General features: G+C 68.0%; 13 protein-coding genes. 7 read left to right on the forward strand and 6 right to left on the reverse strand.

Going from position 1 to position 15,846, the window contains the following annotated elements; all coding sequences use genetic code 11:
- Position 1: 1 nt before the first annotated feature.
- The 3 genes from AC3WRR_RS06905 to AC3WRR_RS06915 form a co-directional block, all read right to left on the reverse strand.
- Positions 2-997: a homoserine kinase gene (locus AC3WRR_RS06905; protein ID WP_010813653.1), complete on the reverse strand. Its 996-nt coding sequence runs from the start codon at positions 995-997 to the stop codon at positions 2-4.
- Between the two features lie 131 nt (positions 998-1,128).
- The gene (locus AC3WRR_RS06910; RefSeq protein ID WP_010813652.1) at positions 1,129-1,563 is read right to left on the reverse strand and encodes a membrane protein; all 435 of its coding nucleotides are present in this window, start codon (positions 1,561-1,563) and stop codon (positions 1,129-1,131) included.
- Positions 1,564-1,783: 220 nt separating this feature from the next.
- Positions 1,784-2,731, reverse strand: a complete 948-nt coding sequence (locus AC3WRR_RS06915) for an LOG family protein (RefSeq protein ID WP_011615808.1) — start codon at positions 2,729-2,731, stop codon at positions 1,784-1,786.
- A gap of 4 nt (positions 2,732-2,735) precedes the next feature.
- Here AC3WRR_RS06915 and polA point away from each other — a divergent pair, with 4 nt between their 5' ends.
- From polA to AC3WRR_RS06935, 4 genes are all read left to right on the forward strand, one after another.
- A complete protein-coding gene (gene polA, locus AC3WRR_RS06920; protein ID WP_492296522.1) occupies positions 2,736-5,552 on the forward strand; it encodes a DNA polymerase I in 2,817 nt (938 codons plus the stop codon).
- A 157-nt stretch (positions 5,553-5,709) separates the two neighbouring features.
- A complete protein-coding gene (locus AC3WRR_RS06925; RefSeq protein WP_058696656.1) occupies positions 5,710-7,035 on the forward strand; it encodes an NAD(P)/FAD-dependent oxidoreductase in 1,326 nt (441 codons plus the stop codon).
- A 158-nt stretch (positions 7,036-7,193) separates the two neighbouring features.
- On the forward strand, positions 7,194-8,072 hold the full coding sequence (locus AC3WRR_RS06930; RefSeq protein WP_010813648.1) for a dienelactone hydrolase family protein: 879 nt from the start codon (positions 7,194-7,196) through the stop codon (positions 8,070-8,072).
- 121 nt (positions 8,073-8,193) lie between these two features.
- Entirely contained in the window at positions 8,194-9,084 is an 891-nt protein-coding gene (locus AC3WRR_RS06935; RefSeq protein WP_011615804.1) for a ZIP family metal transporter, read from the forward strand.
- Positions 9,085-9,086: 2 nt separating this feature from the next.
- On the opposite strand, the gene AC3WRR_RS06940 is transcribed toward AC3WRR_RS06935, so the two are convergent.
- The 3 genes from AC3WRR_RS06940 to AC3WRR_RS06950 all read right to left on the reverse strand — a co-directional run bounded on the left by AC3WRR_RS06940 (position 9,087) and on the right by AC3WRR_RS06950 (position 12,230).
- Entirely contained in the window at positions 9,087-9,944 is an 858-nt protein-coding gene (locus AC3WRR_RS06940; protein ID WP_010813646.1) for a sulfurtransferase, read from the reverse strand.
- A gap of 49 nt (positions 9,945-9,993) precedes the next feature.
- Complete coding sequence (locus tag AC3WRR_RS06945) at positions 9,994-10,917, reverse strand: DMT family transporter (RefSeq protein WP_010813645.1); 924 nt, start codon at positions 10,915-10,917, stop codon at positions 9,994-9,996.
- Positions 10,918-11,126: 209 nt separating this feature from the next.
- On the reverse strand, positions 11,127-12,230 hold the full coding sequence (locus AC3WRR_RS06950; protein ID WP_010813644.1) for an aromatic ring-hydroxylating oxygenase subunit alpha: 1,104 nt from the start codon (positions 12,228-12,230) through the stop codon (positions 11,127-11,129).
- A 380-nt stretch (positions 12,231-12,610) separates the two neighbouring features.
- On the opposite strand from AC3WRR_RS06950, the gene AC3WRR_RS06955 reads away from it, so the two are divergent.
- Genes AC3WRR_RS06955 through dxs form a run of 3 tightly spaced genes read left to right on the forward strand, consistent with a single transcriptional unit; the run spans position 12,611 to position 15,742 of the window.
- Positions 12,611-12,919: an exodeoxyribonuclease VII small subunit gene (locus AC3WRR_RS06955; RefSeq protein WP_010813643.1), complete on the forward strand. Its 309-nt coding sequence runs from the start codon at positions 12,611-12,613 to the stop codon at positions 12,917-12,919.
- Positions 12,916-13,800, forward strand: coding sequence for a polyprenyl synthetase family protein (locus tag AC3WRR_RS06960; RefSeq protein ID WP_010813642.1), 885 nt, complete (start codon positions 12,916-12,918; stop codon positions 13,798-13,800). The genes AC3WRR_RS06955 and AC3WRR_RS06960 overlap by 4 nt, the downstream gene beginning before the upstream one ends.
- Before the next feature lie 25 nt (positions 13,801-13,825).
- Complete coding sequence (gene dxs, locus AC3WRR_RS06965) at positions 13,826-15,742, forward strand: 1-deoxy-D-xylulose-5-phosphate synthase (RefSeq protein ID WP_010813641.1); 1,917 nt, start codon at positions 13,826-13,828, stop codon at positions 15,740-15,742.
- The last annotated feature ends 104 nt before the right edge of the window (positions 15,743-15,846 follow it).

Here is a 15,846-nt window from a genome sequence, read left to right on the forward strand (position 1 = left end):
ATCAGATCCAGGGGAGCGGGGCGCTTGCAGGGTCCGCGCCGATGCGCCGGCGCAGGATGCGTTCGAAATGGGTCGGGTCGTGCGGTTGCAGCATGTCGGCCTCGCGCGGCAGGTAGAAGTCCCACAGTCGCGATACCCAGAAGCGCAGCGCACCCGCGCGCAGCATGTCCTGCCAGTGCGCGGCCTCGGTGGCGGTCAGCGGCCTCACGGCATGATAAGCCCGCAGCAGGGCCTGCGTGCGCGCGGGGTCGAGTTCGCCGCTGGCCAGGTCGATGCACCAGTCGTTGACGGTGACTGCCACATCGAACAGCCACTTGTCGTTGCCGGCGAAGTAGAAGTCGAAAAAGCCGCCCAGGCGGTGGCGTCCGCTGCCGTCTTCCTCGAACAGCGCGTTGTCGCGGAACAGGTCGCAGTGGCACGGGCCCGAGCCCAGGCCGGCGTAGTCCGTGCTGGCGAAGAAGGCGGCCTGGTGGGCGATCTCCTGCTGCAGCAGCGCGCGCTGGCCGGCATCCAGGAAGGGCAGGATCTCAGGCTCGGTCTGCCGCCACCAGGGCAGGCTGCGCAGGTTGGGCTGCTGGCGCGGATAGTCCTGGCCGGCCAGGTGCATGCGTGCCAGCATGTCGCCCACTTCAGCGCAGTGCTGCGCGTCGGGCGCCAGTTGCGATGCGCCCGGCAGGCGCGTGACGATGGTGGCGGGCTTGCCCTTGAGCGGGCGCAGGATCTCGCCGTCGCGTGCCGGGATCGGCGCGGGCACGCGGATGCCGCGCTCGGCCAGGTGCGCCATCAGGTGCAGGTAATACGGCAGCTGCGCGAACGTGAGCCGCTCGAAAATGGTCAGCACATACTGGCGCGTCTGGCCATCGTGCTCCGTGGTGAGGAAGAAATTGCTGTTCTCGATGCCCGAGGCGATGCCGCGCAGCTCGCGCACTTCGCCAAGGTTGAAATCCAGCAGCCAGCGGGCGATCTCGTCCTGCGAGACCGTGGTGAATACGGCCATACTCGTTGTGTGAAGCGAATCGGAAAGCGGCGGGCACCGGTTCCGGACAAAGTCCGGGCCGCCGCCGCGGCATGACACTGCCGGAGGGCCGGCGCGGCCTGGGGCTTACGCCAGGCCGTGGGCAAGCGAACTCAGAACTTCAGGTTGACCGAAGGCACGCGGTTGACATCGTGCTCGCGGATCTTGGGCGAGCTGTCTTCCGGCTTGCTCATCTCGTATTTAGTGCCGAAACCCGACCTGACCTGGATATCGGTGGCCCGTCCCTTGTCGCGGTACTCGCGCACCTGGGTGCCATCGCGTTCATTGAGCTGGAAGCTCGGCTGGCGCGGCTGGTTCAGTTGCGACTTGGCCGTCGGGGCGATCGGCTGGTTGTTGATCTGGTTCAGCTCCTGCTGCGTCAGCGCATTGCTTTCCTGCGCGACGGCCCAGCCGGAAGCCAGCGCCAGCGCGGCGGCGGCCACGGCGGCGAGGCTGGACACGGACCGCCTGGCAGGCGATTCAGGCTCGCCGGCCACGGCGGAAGACCGCGTGGGCCGGACCGAGCGGGCGGTGGAGGGGGAGGTCATCAGGTGCTCCTGTGCGGGGCTGCGGCGCAGCTTGCGCGCAACCCCGCGGCATGCAGCGGTTGGACTGCAACCCGGCGGCGCCGGGCTTGGCAGACGGACAGGTTCCATTCTAGCAATTCCTGCCGTGCGCAGGCCGCTGCCGTGCCCCGGGGGGCACCTGCGCAACGGGCGCCGGGTGCCGGGTACGTGGCTTGGCGCCGCGCGCCCCGGCGTCCATGCCTTACAGGTAAAACATCTCTTCCTTGGGCGGAATCGGCTTGTCGCCGCCGCGCTGCTCGTAGTAGTCGTAGACCGCTTCCAGCACTTCGTGCGGTTCGTCGACGATCTTCATCAGGTCCAGGTCGTGCTCGGCGATCAGGCCCATCGGCAGCAGCGTGAAGCGGAACCAGTCCAGCAGGCCCTTCCAGAAGCGGCTGCCGAACATGATCACCGGCACCGAGCGCGACTTGCCGGTCTGCACCAGCGTCAGCACCTCGGCCAGCTCGTCGAGCGTGCCGAAGCCGCCCGGCATCACGATAAAGGCGTCCGAATTCTTGACGAAGGTGACCTTGCGCGTGAAGAAGTGGCGAAAGCGCATGGCAATGTCCTGGTACGGATTGCCCTGCTGCTCGTGCGGCAGTTCGATGTTCAGGCCGACGCTGGCGGACTTGCCGGCATGCGCGCCCTTGTTGGCCGCTTCCATGATGCCGGGGCCGCCGCCGGAAATCACGGCAAAGCCGGCGTCCGAAAACAGCCGGGCGATCTCGATGGTGCGCTGGTAGTACGGCGAATCCTCGCGCAGGCGCGCGCTGCCGTAGATCGACACGGCCGGGCGGATCTCGGAGAGGTACTCGGTGGCCTCGATGAACTCTGCCATAATCGTGAACATTTGCCACGAGGCGCGCGCCTTCTTTGCGGTAGCGCGGTCTTCGTCGGCCAGCGCACGCAGGCTGGGGATCATCTTGCGCGGATTGGCGCGCGCGGCCGCAGCAGCGGCCTTTTCAGCAGCAACTTCGGGCGGATTGCCCGCGGCAGCAGCATCGGCCGCCGCGGCGATGGCCGCGGCGTGCTCGGAAGCAGCCTCCGGCGGGGGTTGTACGGTATCGCCGGAAATGTCGGAAACATCCGGGTCAGCAAGGGGGGCGGTCGAGGCACCGCCTGCAGCGGCACCAGTCAATTTTGAGTCCATGGGAATGTCGGATAGTCCAAAAACACTCTTGCTCGTCGATGGATCGAGCTATCTGTATCGCGCTTATCACGCTCTGCCGGACCTGAGGAATGGGGAGGGTCTGCCCACAGGGGCAATCTACGGCATGATCAACATGCTGCGCAAGTTGCGCAACGACTACCCGGCAGAGTATAGCGCCTGCGTGTTCGACGCCAAGGGCAAGACCTTCCGCGACGACATGTATCCGGCCTACAAGGAACATCGCCCGTCGATGCCGGAAGACCTGGCGCGCCAGATCGAGCCGATCCATGAGGCCGTGCGCGCCATGGGCTGGCCGATCGTGGTGGTTGATGGCGTGGAGGCCGACGACGTGATCGGCACGCTGTCGCGCCAGGCCACGGAGCAGGGCGTGCGCACGGTGGTGTCCACCGGCGACAAGGACCTGGCGCAGCTGGTCAACAACCAGGTCACGCTGGTCAATACCATGAGCGGCGAGGTGCTCGATCCCCCTGGCGTGGTTGCCAAGTTCGGCGTGCCGCCCGAGCGCATCATCGACTACCTGTCGCTGATCGGTGATGCGGTCGACAACGTGCCGGGCGTGCCCAAGGTGGGCCCCAAGACCGCGGTCAAATGGCTGGCCGAGCATGGCTCGCTCGACGGCGTGATCGCCGCCGCCCCCGGCATCAAGGGCGTGGTCGGCGAGAACCTGCGCAATACGCTGGACTGGCTGCCGATGGCGCGCCAGCTGGTCACGGTCAAGACCGACTGCGACCTCTCCGCCGCGGTGGCGGACTTCCACGCGCTGCGCGAAACGGGCGAGGACAAGGACAAGCTGGTAGCGTTTTTCTCGCGCTACGGCTTCAAGACCTGGCTGCGCGAAGCGACCGGCGAAAGCCTGCCCGATGCCCGCGCCCAGGCCCGCGCCCGCGCGGCCGCCGCGCCGGCGCAAGGCGGCCTGTTCGATGTGCCGGCCACGGCCGGCGCAGCCGAGGCACCGGCAGCGGACCAGGCCGCGCCGACCGAGATCCGCTACGACACGGTCAGCACCGAAGCCCAGCTGGAAGACTGGATGCGGCGCATCGAGGCCGCGCCGCTGGTGGCCATCGACACCGAGACCACCTCGCTGGACCCGATGCAGGCGCAGCTGGTCGGCATCTCGCTGTCGGTCGAGCCGGGCGTAGCCTGCTATATCCCGGTGGCGCACCGTGGCCCGGACGTGGCCGGGCTGCCCGACCACGGCCAGCTGTCGCGCGAGTTCGTGCTGGGGCGCATGCGCGCATGGCTGGAAGATGCCAGCCGCCCGAAGCTGGGCCAGAACCTCAAGTACGACGCCCATGTCTTTGCCAACCATGGCGTGAAGCTGCGCGGCGTGGCGCACGACACCATGCTGCAGAGCTACGTGCTGGCCTCGCATCGCAACCATGGCATGGACAGCCTGGCCGAGCGCCTGCTGAGCCTGAAGACCATCACCTATGAAGAGGTGTGCGGCAAGGGCGCCAGCCAGATCGGCTTCGACCAGATCGACCTGGCGCGCGCCACCGAATACGCTGCCGAAGACGCTGACGTGACCCTGCGCCTGCACCGCAAGATGTTCCCGCAGGTGGAAGCCGCGGCGGGCCTGCGCCGCGTGTATGAAGAGATCGAGATGCCGGTCTCGGTGGTGCTGCAGAAGGTCGAGCGCAACGGGGTGCTGATCGATGCCGAACGCCTGGCCGCGCAGAGCGCCGAGCTGGGCCAGCGCATGCTGGCGCTGGAGCAGGCCGCCTACGAGGCCGCCGGCCAGCCCTTCAACCTGGGCTCGCCCAAGCAGATCGGCGAGATCCTGTTCAGCCAGATGAAGCTGCCGGTGGTGAAGAAGACCGCCAGCGGCGCGCCCTCGACCGACGAAGAGGTGCTGCAGAAGCTGGCCGAGGACTACCCGCTGCCCAAGCTGCTGCTGGACTACCGCGGCCTGGCCAAGCTCAAGTCCACCTATACCGACAAGCTGCCCAAGATGGTCAACCCGCAGACCGGCCGCGTGCACACCAGCTACGGCCAGGCCACCGCGGTGACCGGCCGGCTGGCGTCGACCGAGCCCAACCTGCAGAACATCCCGGTGCGCACCGAGGAGGGCCGCCGCATCCGCGAAGCCTTTATCGCCGAGCCCGGCAGCGTGATCGTGTCGGCCGACTACTCGCAGATCGAGCTGCGCATAATGGCCCATATCTCGGGCGACGAGAACCTGCTGCGCGCCTTTGCCAACGGCGAGGACATCCACCGCGCCACGGCAGGCGAGATCTTCGGCGTGGAGCGCGAGGCCGTCAGCAGCGAGCAGCGCCGCTACGCCAAGGTGATCAACTTCGGCCTGATCTACGGCATGAGCGCGTTCGGCCTGGCCGGCAACCTGGGTATCGAGCGCGAGGCCGCAAAGCACTACATCGACCGTTATTTCATGCGCTACCCGGGCGTGGCCCACTACATGGAAGAGACCCGGCAGACCGCGCGCGAGCAAGGCTATGTCGAGACCGTGTTCGGCCGCCGGCTGTGGCTGCCCGACATCAACGGCGGCAGCGGCCCGCGCCGGCAGGCCGCCGAGCGCGCCGCCATCAACGCGCCGATGCAGGGCACCGCCGCCGACCTGATCAAGCTGTCGATGATCGCGGTGCAGGGCTGGCTGGAGCGCGACGGGCTGCAGACGCGCCAGATCATGCAGGTGCACGATGAACTGGTGCTGGAGGTGCCGGAGCATGAGCTGGAGCTGGTCAAGGTGCGGCTGCCGGAGCTGATGTGCTCGGTGGCGCAGCTGCGCGTGCCGCTGGTGGCCGAAGTGGGCAGCGGCGCCAACTGGGAAGAAGCGCACTGACGAGGCCGCCTGTCAGCCAGCCTGCGCCGCCCATGCGTTGTGGTATCGAATGAAGCGACTGCCGAGTCAGGCTTACCGGCTTGCCAGTTATGCTGCAATGCAGCAGACTGTGGCAAACGCCTCAGGCAAGAATTTACAAAAACGCATCAGGTAGACCATGACAGAAACAAGGACGCCTCGCATCGTTGTCGTCGGTGGGGGAGCAGGGGGGCTGGAACTGGTAACGAAGCTGGGCGACAAGCTCGGCCGCAAGGGGCAGGCGCAGGTGGTGCTGGTGGACCGCCTGCCCACCCACATCTGGAAGCCGCTGCTGCATGAAGTGGCAGCCGGCAGCATGGACCCCAACACGCACCAGCTGGAATACGCGGCGCAGGCGCGCTGGCATCACTTCGAGTTCCAGCTGGGCGAGCTGACCGGCATCGACCGCATCCGCAAGACCATCTCGGTGTCGGCCAGCTTCGACGAGGACGGCGCCGAACTGCTGCCGGCGCGCGAGCTGCCCTATGACACGCTGGTGCTGGCGATCGGCTGCGTCACGCATTTCTTCGGCGTGCCCGGCGCGGCCGAGAATGCCATCGCACTGGACGTCGTGGCGCAGGCTGAGCGCTTCCGCAAGCGCCTGATCGCGGCCTGCGTGCGGGCCCAGAACGGGCGCGGGCGCGTGGGCGCGGACGGCCGGCCGCGCGTTGACGTGGCCATCATTGGCGCGGGCGCCACCGGCGTGGAGCTGTCGGCCGAACTGCGCAACACCGCGCACGTGCTCAGCGCCTACGGCCTGCACCAGCTTGATCCGCGCCGCGATGTGCATATCCACGTGATCGAGGCCGGCCCGCGCATCCTGCCGGCGCTGTCCGAGCGGGTCTCGGTCGAGACCGCCAAGCTGCTGAAGAAGCTCGACGTCGATGTCCTGACCAGCGAGCGCGTGACCGAGGTCACGCCGCAGGCGGTGCTGACCGCCAGCGGCAAGCATATCGATGCCGACCTGACGGTATGGGCGGCGGGCATCACCGCGCCGCCGGTGCTGGCCACACTGGGGCTGCCGGTCAGCCGCCAGGGCCAGATCGTGGTCGGCCCGACGCTGCAGAGCGAGGGCGACCCGGACATCTTCGCCTTCGGCGACTGCGCCAGCTGCCCGTGGGCCGAGAAGCAGACTACGGTGCCGCCGCGCGCACAGGCCGCGCACCAGCAGGCCACCTTCCTCTACAGCGCGCTGCGCGCGCGGCTGGACGGGCGCCCGCTGCCGTCGTTCGCCTTCAAGGATCTCGGCTCGCTGGTGTCGCTGGGGCATTTCAGCGCAGTGGGCAGCCTGATGGGCGGGCTGATCGGCGGCTCGATGTTCATCGAAGGGCTGATGGCGCGCGTCATGTACACGTCGCTGTACCGGATGCATGTGATGGCGTTGCACGGCGCCGTGGGCATGGCGCTGGACACGGTTTCGCACTGGCTGCGCCGCAAGACCAGCCCGCGCGTCAAGCTGCACTGACGCGCGCCGGGCCGGGGCTTCCCGTGCTGCACCATGCCGCGCGGGCTGGTGGCGTGCGGAGGTGGCTGCAAGGCCGCCCCATGTTTTCTCCATGTCTGCTTAAAATCTGCCGCTGGCGCCGCATCCCGGCCCAGCCACCAACGATCCTGGAGACACGCATGCTCAAACCGGAAGTGGATAGCCTCGTCCCCGGCCAGACGTTCGACCGCCGCGGCTTTGTCAAGACGGCGCTGGGTTCCGCCTTTGCGGCGGCCGCGCTGCCGGTGATGGCCCAGCAGGCCATCAAGACCGACTTTGCCGGCCTGAGCGCCGGCGAGGTCACCATCCCCTCGGGCGGCTTCAGCATGCCGGCCTACCGCGCCCAGCCCGAAGGCAAGAAGAACCTGCCGGTGGTGCTGGTGGTCAGCGAGATCTTCGGCGTGCACGAGCATATCGCCGACGTGTGCCGGCGCTTTGCCAAGCTGGGCTACCTGGCGATCGGGCCGGAACTGTTCGCGCGCCAGGGCGATCCGCAGAGCTTCGGCACCATCCAGGAGCTGCAGCGCGAGGTGATTGCCAAGGTGCCTGACGCGCAGGTGATGGGCGACCTGGACGCCGCGGTGGCCTGGGCCGGTGCCAACGGCGGCGACGTGTCGCGCCTGGCCATCACCGGCTTCTGCTGGGGCGGGCGCATGACCTGGCTCTATGCAGCGCACAGCAAGCGCCTGAAGGCCGGCGTGGCCTGGTATGGCCAGCTGGCGCCCGAGCCGACCCCGCTCAAGCCGAAGAATCCCATCGACCTGGTCGGCCAGCTCCATGCCCCGGTACTCGGCCTGTATGGCGGCAAGGACACCGGCATCCCGCAGGAGCAGGTGGAGAGGATGAAGTCCGCGCTGGCGGCGTCGTCCGACCCGGACGCCAAGGCCTCGCGCTTTATCGTCTATCCCGAGTCCGGCCATGCCTTCCATGCCGATTACCGGCCCAGCTACCGTGAAGCCGATGCCAGGGATGGCTGGCAGAAGTGCCTGGACTGGTTCAGGCAGCACGGCGTGGCCTGATCCGGCCGTCCCGGCGCCGCGAGGCGCCTCTCGCCCGACAGCAGGATTGCAAAGTCCCGGCGGATACGTACAATGCGGCCTTTGAGTTATTGCAACATTGTTGCGTTAGCCGCCCGGCGCGATGCGGGCGGAACGGCGGGGCCGCCCGGTACCGCCACCCCGGGAGCCCATCATCCATTCGACGCTTTTGTATATCCTGCTCGCCGCCACGATCTCGGGGGTGGGCAGCATCTTCGGGGCGGCGCTGCTGTCGCTGACGGTGGCGTCCCGCGTGGTCGAGCGCATGGTGAGCTTTTCAGTGGGCGTGCTGCTGGCCACCGCGCTGCTGCATTCGCTGCCCGAGGCGTTCGAGTCCGGCGCCGACCCGCGCGCGCTGTTCGGCACGCTGCTGGCGGGGCTGCTCGGCTTCTTCCTGCTGGAAAAGATCTCGCTGCTGCGCCACTCGCACCACCACGAGGGCGACGGGCACCACCACCACCACGGCCATGACCGCGAGGAAGCGGGGCGCAGCGGCCTGACCATCCTGGTCGGCGACACCTTCCACAATTTTGCCGACGGCATCGTGATCGCGGCGGCCTTCCTGGCCGATCCGCATATCGGCGTGGTCACCGCGCTGGCGATCGCGGCGCACGAGATCCCGCAGGAAGTCGGCGACTTCATCGTGCTGCTCAATGCCGGCTTCTCCAAGGCCCGTGCCTTTGCCTTCAACCTGCTGTCGAGCCTGGCGGCCATCGCCGGCGGCGTGGTCGGGTATTTCCTGCTCGACCAGCTGAGCGGCTGGATTCCATACGTGCTGGTGATTGCCGCCAGCAGCTTCCTCTATATCGCGGTCAGCGACCTGATGCCCCAGATGCAGCGCAAGCCGCGCTGGCGCGAGTCGGCGATCCAGGTGGTGCTGGTGGCCGCGGGCATCTCGGCGATCGTCTTCATCACCAACGGCGTGCACGAGAGCCACAGCCACGGCGGGCACGGCCATATTGCGCCCGCCGCGCCCATTGCCTCGTCACGCTGACCTCAGGCGGCCCCGGTAGCGACCGGGCGCGCCGGATCGGCGCACCATTCGCTCCATGATCCCGGGTACAGCGCCGCGCCGCCCAGGCCGGCCGCTTCCAGCGCCAGCAGGTTGTGGCAGGCCGTGACACCGGAGCCGCACTGCATCACTGCCTGCGCCGGGGCGCGCGCACCCAGCACTGCGCCGAATTCCGCGCGCAGGGTCTCGGCCGGCTTGAAGCGGCCGTCCGCGCCCAGGTTGTCCTTGAAGAAGCGGTTGACCGCGCCGGGGATATGGCCGCCAACCGGGTCCAGCGTCTCGTTCTCGCCGCGGAAGCGGTCGGGCGCGCGCGCATCCACCACCAGCAGCGAGGCGCGCTCGAGGTTGTCCACCAGCGCGGCGGCGTCGACGGTCGGCGCCAGCGACTTGCGGCGTTGGAACTTGCCGGGCAATTCCGGCTCTTCCGTGGCATCGTGTTCGAGCGGCAGGCCGGCCTTGACCCAGGCGTCCTTGCCGCCGTCGAGCACGGCCACGGCATCGTGGCCGAGCCAGCGCAACAGCCACCACAGCCGCGCGGCGAACATGCCGCCCTGCGCATCGTAGGCCACTACCGGGGTGTCGTCGTCCACGCCCAGCGCCTGCAGGCGCGCCACCAGGTCGTCGGCGTCGGGCAGGGGGTGGCGGCCGTTGCTGCCGGTCTTGGGGCCGGACAGCTCGTTGTCCAGGTGCAGGTAGAAGGCGCCGGGCAGGTGGCCGGTGCGGTAGGCCTCGCGGCCGGCGGCCGGGTCGGCCAGGTCGAAGCTGCAGTCGATCACGACGCAGCCGCCGGGGGTGGCCAGCAGCGATTGCAGCGCGGTGACGGAAATCAGCGGTTTCTGCATGGGAATCCTGTTGCGATCGATGGAAAGGGGTCTAGTTCACCAGGGGATGCTACACCTCGGGATGGACTTCCGCCTCCGGCGACTTGACCGGCGTGGCCGGCGTGGGCTTGGCATCGGTGCCCTGGCGCGCGCGCATCAGCGTGGTGGCGATGCCGCTGGCGATGATCAGCCCCATGCCCAGCCACGACAGCCAGTTCAGCCGGTCGGACCAGATCAGCATGCCCCACACGCTGGAAAAGACGATGCCGGCGTATTGCAGGTTGGCGGTCAGCAGCGTGTTGCCGCGCTTGTAGGCGCGCGTCATCGCGGTCTGGCCCAGCGTGGCCAGGATGCCGATGGCCAGCAGCAGGCCGGCGCCGTACCAGGTATGCGCGCTGACGCCGCCCAGCAGCATCCACACTAGCCCGGCGATCATGCCGACCAGCGAGAAATAGAACACGATGCGGCCCTCGGGCTCGCCCAGCTGGCCGAGCTGGCGCACCTCGACATAGGCCAGCGCCGTGAACATGCCCGAGATCAGTCCGACCAGGCCGCCGGTCAGCTGGTCCTTGCCGACCGAAGGCTGCAGCAGGCAGATCACGCCGGCAAAGGACAGCAGGATCGCCAGCACCAGGCGCCGGTCGGCATTGCCGCCGGTGCCGGCCAGCGCCGCGCCGGCGCCCAGGATCAGCGCGATCCACACCGGCGACATGTAGTTCAGCGTCATCGCGGTGGCCAGCGGCAGCAGCGAGATCGAGGTGAACCACAGCATCAGCGCGGTCACGCCGAACACGCTGCGCTTGATGTGCGACAGCATGTAGGGCGTGCGCACCGGGATCCCGCGCGAGGACAGCAGCACCCACATGATGACCACGCTGATCAGGCCGCGGTAGAAGACGATCTCGCCGGTGGTGTAGAGATCGGATGCCAGCTTGACGCCAACCCCCATCAACGAGAAGGCGAAGGCGGCGAACAGCATCCAGAGCGATTGCATGGCGAGGGGCGCGGTGAAGCGAAACGAAGCGGGAAGGAGAGGCGTCCGGCGCGCGGGCGGGCTTCGTGTCTGGCCTCGTCGCGCAAGCGGTGTGGCTGCCGGCACCGGACAATGATTCTAGCAGCGCACTTCGCGTCCCAAAGGAAAGCGGACCGCCAGGGCGGTCCGTTCTTGCGTGCGTTGTGCGGTTATCGCACTAGTCCGCCGGACTAGCCGGCGTAAGCCATGGCGCGGCGATACCACTCATGGAAATGCTGCATGCCGTCTTCCATCGGCGACTGGTACGGTCCGACTTCGCTGGTGCCGCGCTTGAGCAGCGCCAGCCGGCCGGCATCCATGCGTTCGGCGATCTCGTCGTCCTCGATGCAGGTTTCCATGTAGGCGGCGCGCTCGGCCTCGACGAACTCGCGCTCGAACAGCGCGATTTCCTCGGGGTAGTAGAACTCCACCACATTGCGCGTCTTGCGCGGGCCGACCGGGTGCAGCGTCGAGATCACCAGCACGTTGGGGTACCACTCCACCATGATGTTGGGGTAGTAGGTCAGCCAGATCGCGCCGTGCTTGGGCAGCACGCCGTCGTTGAAGCGCAGCACCGCGTCGTGCCATTTCTGGTAGGTCGGGCTGCCGGGGCGCTTCAGGCCGGCATGCAGGCCCACGGTCTGCACGCTGTGCCACTCGCCGAACTCCCACTTGAGGTCGTCGCACGAGACGAAGCTGCCCAGCCCCGGGTGGAACGGCACGACGTGGTAGTCCTCCAGGTAGACCTCGATAAAGGTCTTCCAGTTGTAGTCGCACTCGTGCACCTCGACGTGGTCCAGCATGTAGCCGTCGAAGTTCAGGTCCTGGGCCACGCCCAGCCTGGCCAGGTCGGCGCGCACGTCGCGCTTGCCGTCGAACAGCAGCCCATTCCAGTTTTGCAGCGGCGAGCGCTTCAGGTGCAGGCAGGGTTGCTTGTCGAAATGCGGCGCGCCGAGCAGCTCGCCCTTCAGGTCGTAGGTCCAGCGGTGCAGGGGGCAGACGATGTTGTGCGCATTGCCGCGGCCGTTGAGCATGATGGCCTGGCGGTGGCGGCAGACGTTGGACATCAGTTCGATGCCGGCGGCGTTGCGTACCAGCATGCGGCCTTCGTCCTCTGCCCTGAGCGTGTGGTAGTCGCCGACTTCCGGAACCATCAGCTCGTGGCCGATATAGCCCGGGCCATTCCTGAACAGCAGTTCGAGTTCTTGTTGATGCAGCGCTTCGTCGAAATAGACGCCGACGGGCAGTTGCGAATCAGCCGGCGCCAGGTTGAGCGCGGTGCTGAGATTGGACATTATCCCCACTCCCAGATGAACAGGTGAAAGCAGTGAACAACCCAACCATCGAAAATTGAATCGATTTGGGAAAGACTTCCGCCAGGTCGGCAAGGTCCGGTAGCCCCCTGGCGGCGAGGGGGAGATTGTACCCGACCCAAAAAGTTAAGGGACTGATTTTTTTGCCTTTTTAGCGAAAAAGTCGACCCGGGTCGTCATCGGGGTGCCGTACCGGGCGCATTCGGAAAGACGACCCGAGCGCACAAGTCACTTCTGTGGTTTGTGCACCCCGATAGGTCCACGCCGACCGTGCGCAAGGATGGGGCAAGCTCCCGCTTTGGCGTAAAATCCGGGCTTCCCCATCCGGGTTTCCCCCGGGGTCCTTGATTCCAGGTCCTGATATGCCAAAAACGACGACCGCTCCGGTCCAGACCGACAACACCGCCGACACCAGCGCATCGGCGCCGCCCGCTTCCTACGAAGCGGCGATGGCCGAGCTGGAAACGCTGGTGGCCAGCATGGAAAGCGGCGAACTGCCGCTGGAGGCATCGCTGGCGGCCTACCGCCGCGGCGCCGAGCTGGTGCGCTACTGCCAGCAGAAGCTGGAGCGGGTCGAGCAGCAGGTCCGCGTGCTGGAAGGTGACGTGCTCAAGCCGCTGGCCGGCGAGGGCAATGGCGCCAACGGTGCACTGGGGGCGGACGAGGCATGAGTGACTTTGCCCAATGGATGCAGGCCCAGGGCGCCCGTACCGAGGCCGCCCTGCAGGCGGCGCTGCCCGCTGCCGAGACCGTGCCGCATACGCTGCACGAAGCCATGCGCTATGCTGCACTGAGCGGCGGCAAGCGCGTGCGGCCGCTGCTGGTGCATGCCGCCGGCGAGGTCAGCGGGGCGGCTCCGGCCGCCTGCGACGCGGCGGCCTGTGCGGTGGAGATGATCCACGCCTATTCGCTGGTGCACGACGACATGCCCTGCATGGACGACGACGACCTGCGCCGCGGCCGGCCCACCGTGCACAAGGCCTATGACGAGGCCACCGCATTGCTGGTTGGCGACGCGCTGCAGACCCAGGCCTTTATCGTGCTGGCCGGTGCCGGGGCGATCGCGCCCGCGGCGCGGCTGCAGCTGGTGGCCGAGCTGGCGCTGGCGTCGGGCTCGACCGGAATGGCCGGCGGCCAGGCGATCGACCTGCAGAACGTGGGCCGCGCCATGACGCGCGAGGCGCTCGAGGCCATGCATCGCATGAAGACCGGCGCGCTGTTGCGCGCCAGTGTGCGCATGGGTGCGCTATGTGGTGAAATCGACGCCGAGGGCCTGGCCGCGCTGGATCGCTATGCGGCGGCAGTGGGATTGGCGTTCCAGGTGGTTGACGATATTCTGGACGTCACTGCCGATACCGCCACGCTGGGCAAGACCGCCGGCAAGGACGCCGCCCATGACAAGCCGACCTATGTGTCGCTGATGGGGCTTGACCCGGCACGCGCACTGGCCGGGACGCTGCGCGCCGACGCACACGAGGCGCTGGCCGGCTTTGGCGAGCGCGCGGACCGCCTGCGGGACCTGGCGGACCTGATCGTGCTGCGCACACACTAAACAGAGAGCCGGCCGAACGGACATCATGACCTACGCACTCCTCAACAAGATTGACGCCCCCGCAGACCTGCGCAAGCTCGACCGGCGTGAGCTCCGGACCCTGGCGGACGAACTGCGCGCCTATGTGCTGGAGTCGGTCTCGCAGACCGGCGGCCACCTGTCGTCCAACCTGGGCACGGTCGAGCTGACCATCGCGCTGCACTACGTCTTCAACACCCCGGACGACCGGCTGGTGTGGGACGTGGGCCACCAGAGCTACCCGCACAAGATCCTGACCGGACGCCGCGAGCGCATGGGCACGCTGCGCCAGTGGGGCGGCATCTCTGGCTTCCCGCGCCGCAGCGAGAGCGAATACGACACCTTCGGCACGGCGCATTCGTCGACCTCGATCTCGGCCGCGCTGGGCATGGCGCTCGGTGCGCGCACGCTGGGCGAGAAGCGCGTCTCGGTGGCGGTGATCGGCGACGGCGCCATGACCGCGGGCATGGCCTTCGAGGCCCTGAACAACGCCGGCGTCTACAAGGACCTGCCGCTGGTGGTGGTGCTCAACGACAACGACATGTCGATCTCGCCGCCGGTGGGCGCGCTCAACCGCCACCTGGCGCGGCTCTTGAGCGGCCAGTTCTACGCGGCCACCAAGAAGGGCATCGAGAAGGTCCTGTCGGTGGCGCCGCCGGTGCTGGAGTTCGCCAAGCGCTTCGAGGAACATGCCAAGGGCATGATGGTGCCGGCCACGCTGTTCGAGGAATTCGGCTTCAACTACATCGGCCCGATCGACGGCCACGACCTGAACTCGCTGGTGCCGACGCTGCAGAATATCCGCGAGCGCGCGCTCGAGGGCGCCGGCCCGCAGTTCCTGCACGTGGTGACCAAGAAGGGCCAGGGCTACAAGCTGGCCGAGGCCGACCCGATCCTCTACCACGGCCCGGGCAAGTTCAACCCGGCCGAGGGCATCCGCCCGGCGGCCAAGCCGGCGCGCAAGACCTACACGCAGGTGTTCGGCGACTGGCTGTGCGACATGGCCGCGGCCGACAAGCGCCTGGTCGGCATTACCCCGGCGATGCGCGAGGGCTCGGGCATGGTCGAGTTCGAGCGGCGCTTCCCGGACCGCTACTACGACGTGGGCATCGCCGAGCAGCACGCCGTGACCTTTGCCGGCGGCCTGGCCTGCGAGGGTCTCAAGCCGGTGGTGGCGATCTACTCGACCTTCCTGCAGCGCGGCTACGACCAGCTGATCCACGACGTGGCGCTGCAGAACCTGCCGGTGGTGTTCGCGCTGGACCGTGCCGGCCTGGTCGGCGCCGACGGCGCCACGCACGCGGGTGCCTACGATATCGCCTACCTGCGCTGCATCCCCAACATGATGGTGATGACGCCGTCCGACGAGAACGAGTGCCGTCAGCTGCTGACCACGGCGTTCCACCAGGCGTGCCCGAGCGCCGTGCGCTATCCGCGCGGCTCCGGCCCGGGCGCGGCCATTGCCGCCGAGCTCACCACTGTGCCGGTCGGCAAGGGCGTGATGCGCCGCGAGGGAGGTGCGCGCGCGGGGCATCGCGTGGGCTTCCTGGCGTTCGGCTCGATGGTGCACCCGGCCCTGGGTGCCGCCGAGGCGCTGGATGCCGCGGTCGCCGACATGCGTTTCGTCAAGCCGCTCGACGTGGAGCTGGTCAAGCGCCTGGCCGCGGAGAACGACTACCTGGTGACCGTGGAAGAGGGCAGCGTGATGGGCGGCGCCGGCAGCGCCGTGCTGGAGGCACTGGCCGAGGCCGGCATCGACAAGCCGGTGCTGACGCTGGGCCTGCCCGACCGCTTCGTCGACCACGGCGACCCGGCCTATCTGCTGCAGCAATGCGGCCTGGATGCGGCCGGCATCGAGCGCTCGGTGCGCGAGCGCTTCGGGCTGGACCAGCCCAAGGTCACGGTCGCCTCGCGCGTGGCCTGATCACCTGCTGTCCCGAAGGGGATTCGGCCCTCGCACCACGAGTGCGTCCGAATTCCCTTAAACTCCCTTTTTTTGTGTTCGCAGCTGCGGGCCGGCGTGCCACT

This window comes from Cupriavidus sp. FW305-3-2-15-C-LB2 (assembly GCF_058787575.1).

What these genes read in the sequence shown, in the direction of transcription:
- AC3WRR_RS06905 (WP_010813653.1), bottom strand. Translation starts at nt 997, where the DNA reads ATGGCCGTATTCACCACGGTCTCGCAGGACGAGATCGCCCGCTGGCTG.
- AC3WRR_RS06910 (WP_010813652.1), bottom strand. Translation starts at nt 1,563, where the DNA reads ATGACCTCCCCCTCCACCGCCCGCTCGGTCCGGCCCACGCGGTCTTCC.
- AC3WRR_RS06915 (WP_011615808.1), bottom strand. Translation starts at nt 2,731, where the DNA reads ATGGACTCAAAATTGACTGGTGCCGCTGCAGGCGGTGCCTCGACCGCC.
- polA (WP_492296522.1), top strand. Translation starts at nt 2,736, where the DNA reads ATGTCGGATAGTCCAAAAACACTCTTGCTCGTCGATGGATCGAGCTAT.
- AC3WRR_RS06925 (WP_058696656.1), top strand. Translation starts at nt 5,710, where the DNA reads ATGACAGAAACAAGGACGCCTCGCATCGTTGTCGTCGGTGGGGGAGCA.
- AC3WRR_RS06930 (WP_010813648.1), top strand. Translation starts at nt 7,194, where the DNA reads ATGCTCAAACCGGAAGTGGATAGCCTCGTCCCCGGCCAGACGTTCGAC.
- AC3WRR_RS06935 (WP_011615804.1), top strand. Translation starts at nt 8,194, where the DNA reads ATGCGGGCGGAACGGCGGGGCCGCCCGGTACCGCCACCCCGGGAGCCC.
- AC3WRR_RS06940 (WP_010813646.1), bottom strand. Translation starts at nt 9,944, where the DNA reads ATGCAGAAACCGCTGATTTCCGTCACCGCGCTGCAATCGCTGCTGGCC.
- AC3WRR_RS06945 (WP_010813645.1), bottom strand. Translation starts at nt 10,917, where the DNA reads ATGCAATCGCTCTGGATGCTGTTCGCCGCCTTCGCCTTCTCGTTGATG.
- AC3WRR_RS06950 (WP_010813644.1), bottom strand. Translation starts at nt 12,230, where the DNA reads ATGTCCAATCTCAGCACCGCGCTCAACCTGGCGCCGGCTGATTCGCAA.
- AC3WRR_RS06955 (WP_010813643.1), top strand. Translation starts at nt 12,611, where the DNA reads ATGCCAAAAACGACGACCGCTCCGGTCCAGACCGACAACACCGCCGAC.
- AC3WRR_RS06960 (WP_010813642.1), top strand. Translation starts at nt 12,916, where the DNA reads ATGAGTGACTTTGCCCAATGGATGCAGGCCCAGGGCGCCCGTACCGAG.
- dxs (WP_010813641.1), top strand. Translation starts at nt 13,826, where the DNA reads ATGACCTACGCACTCCTCAACAAGATTGACGCCCCCGCAGACCTGCGC.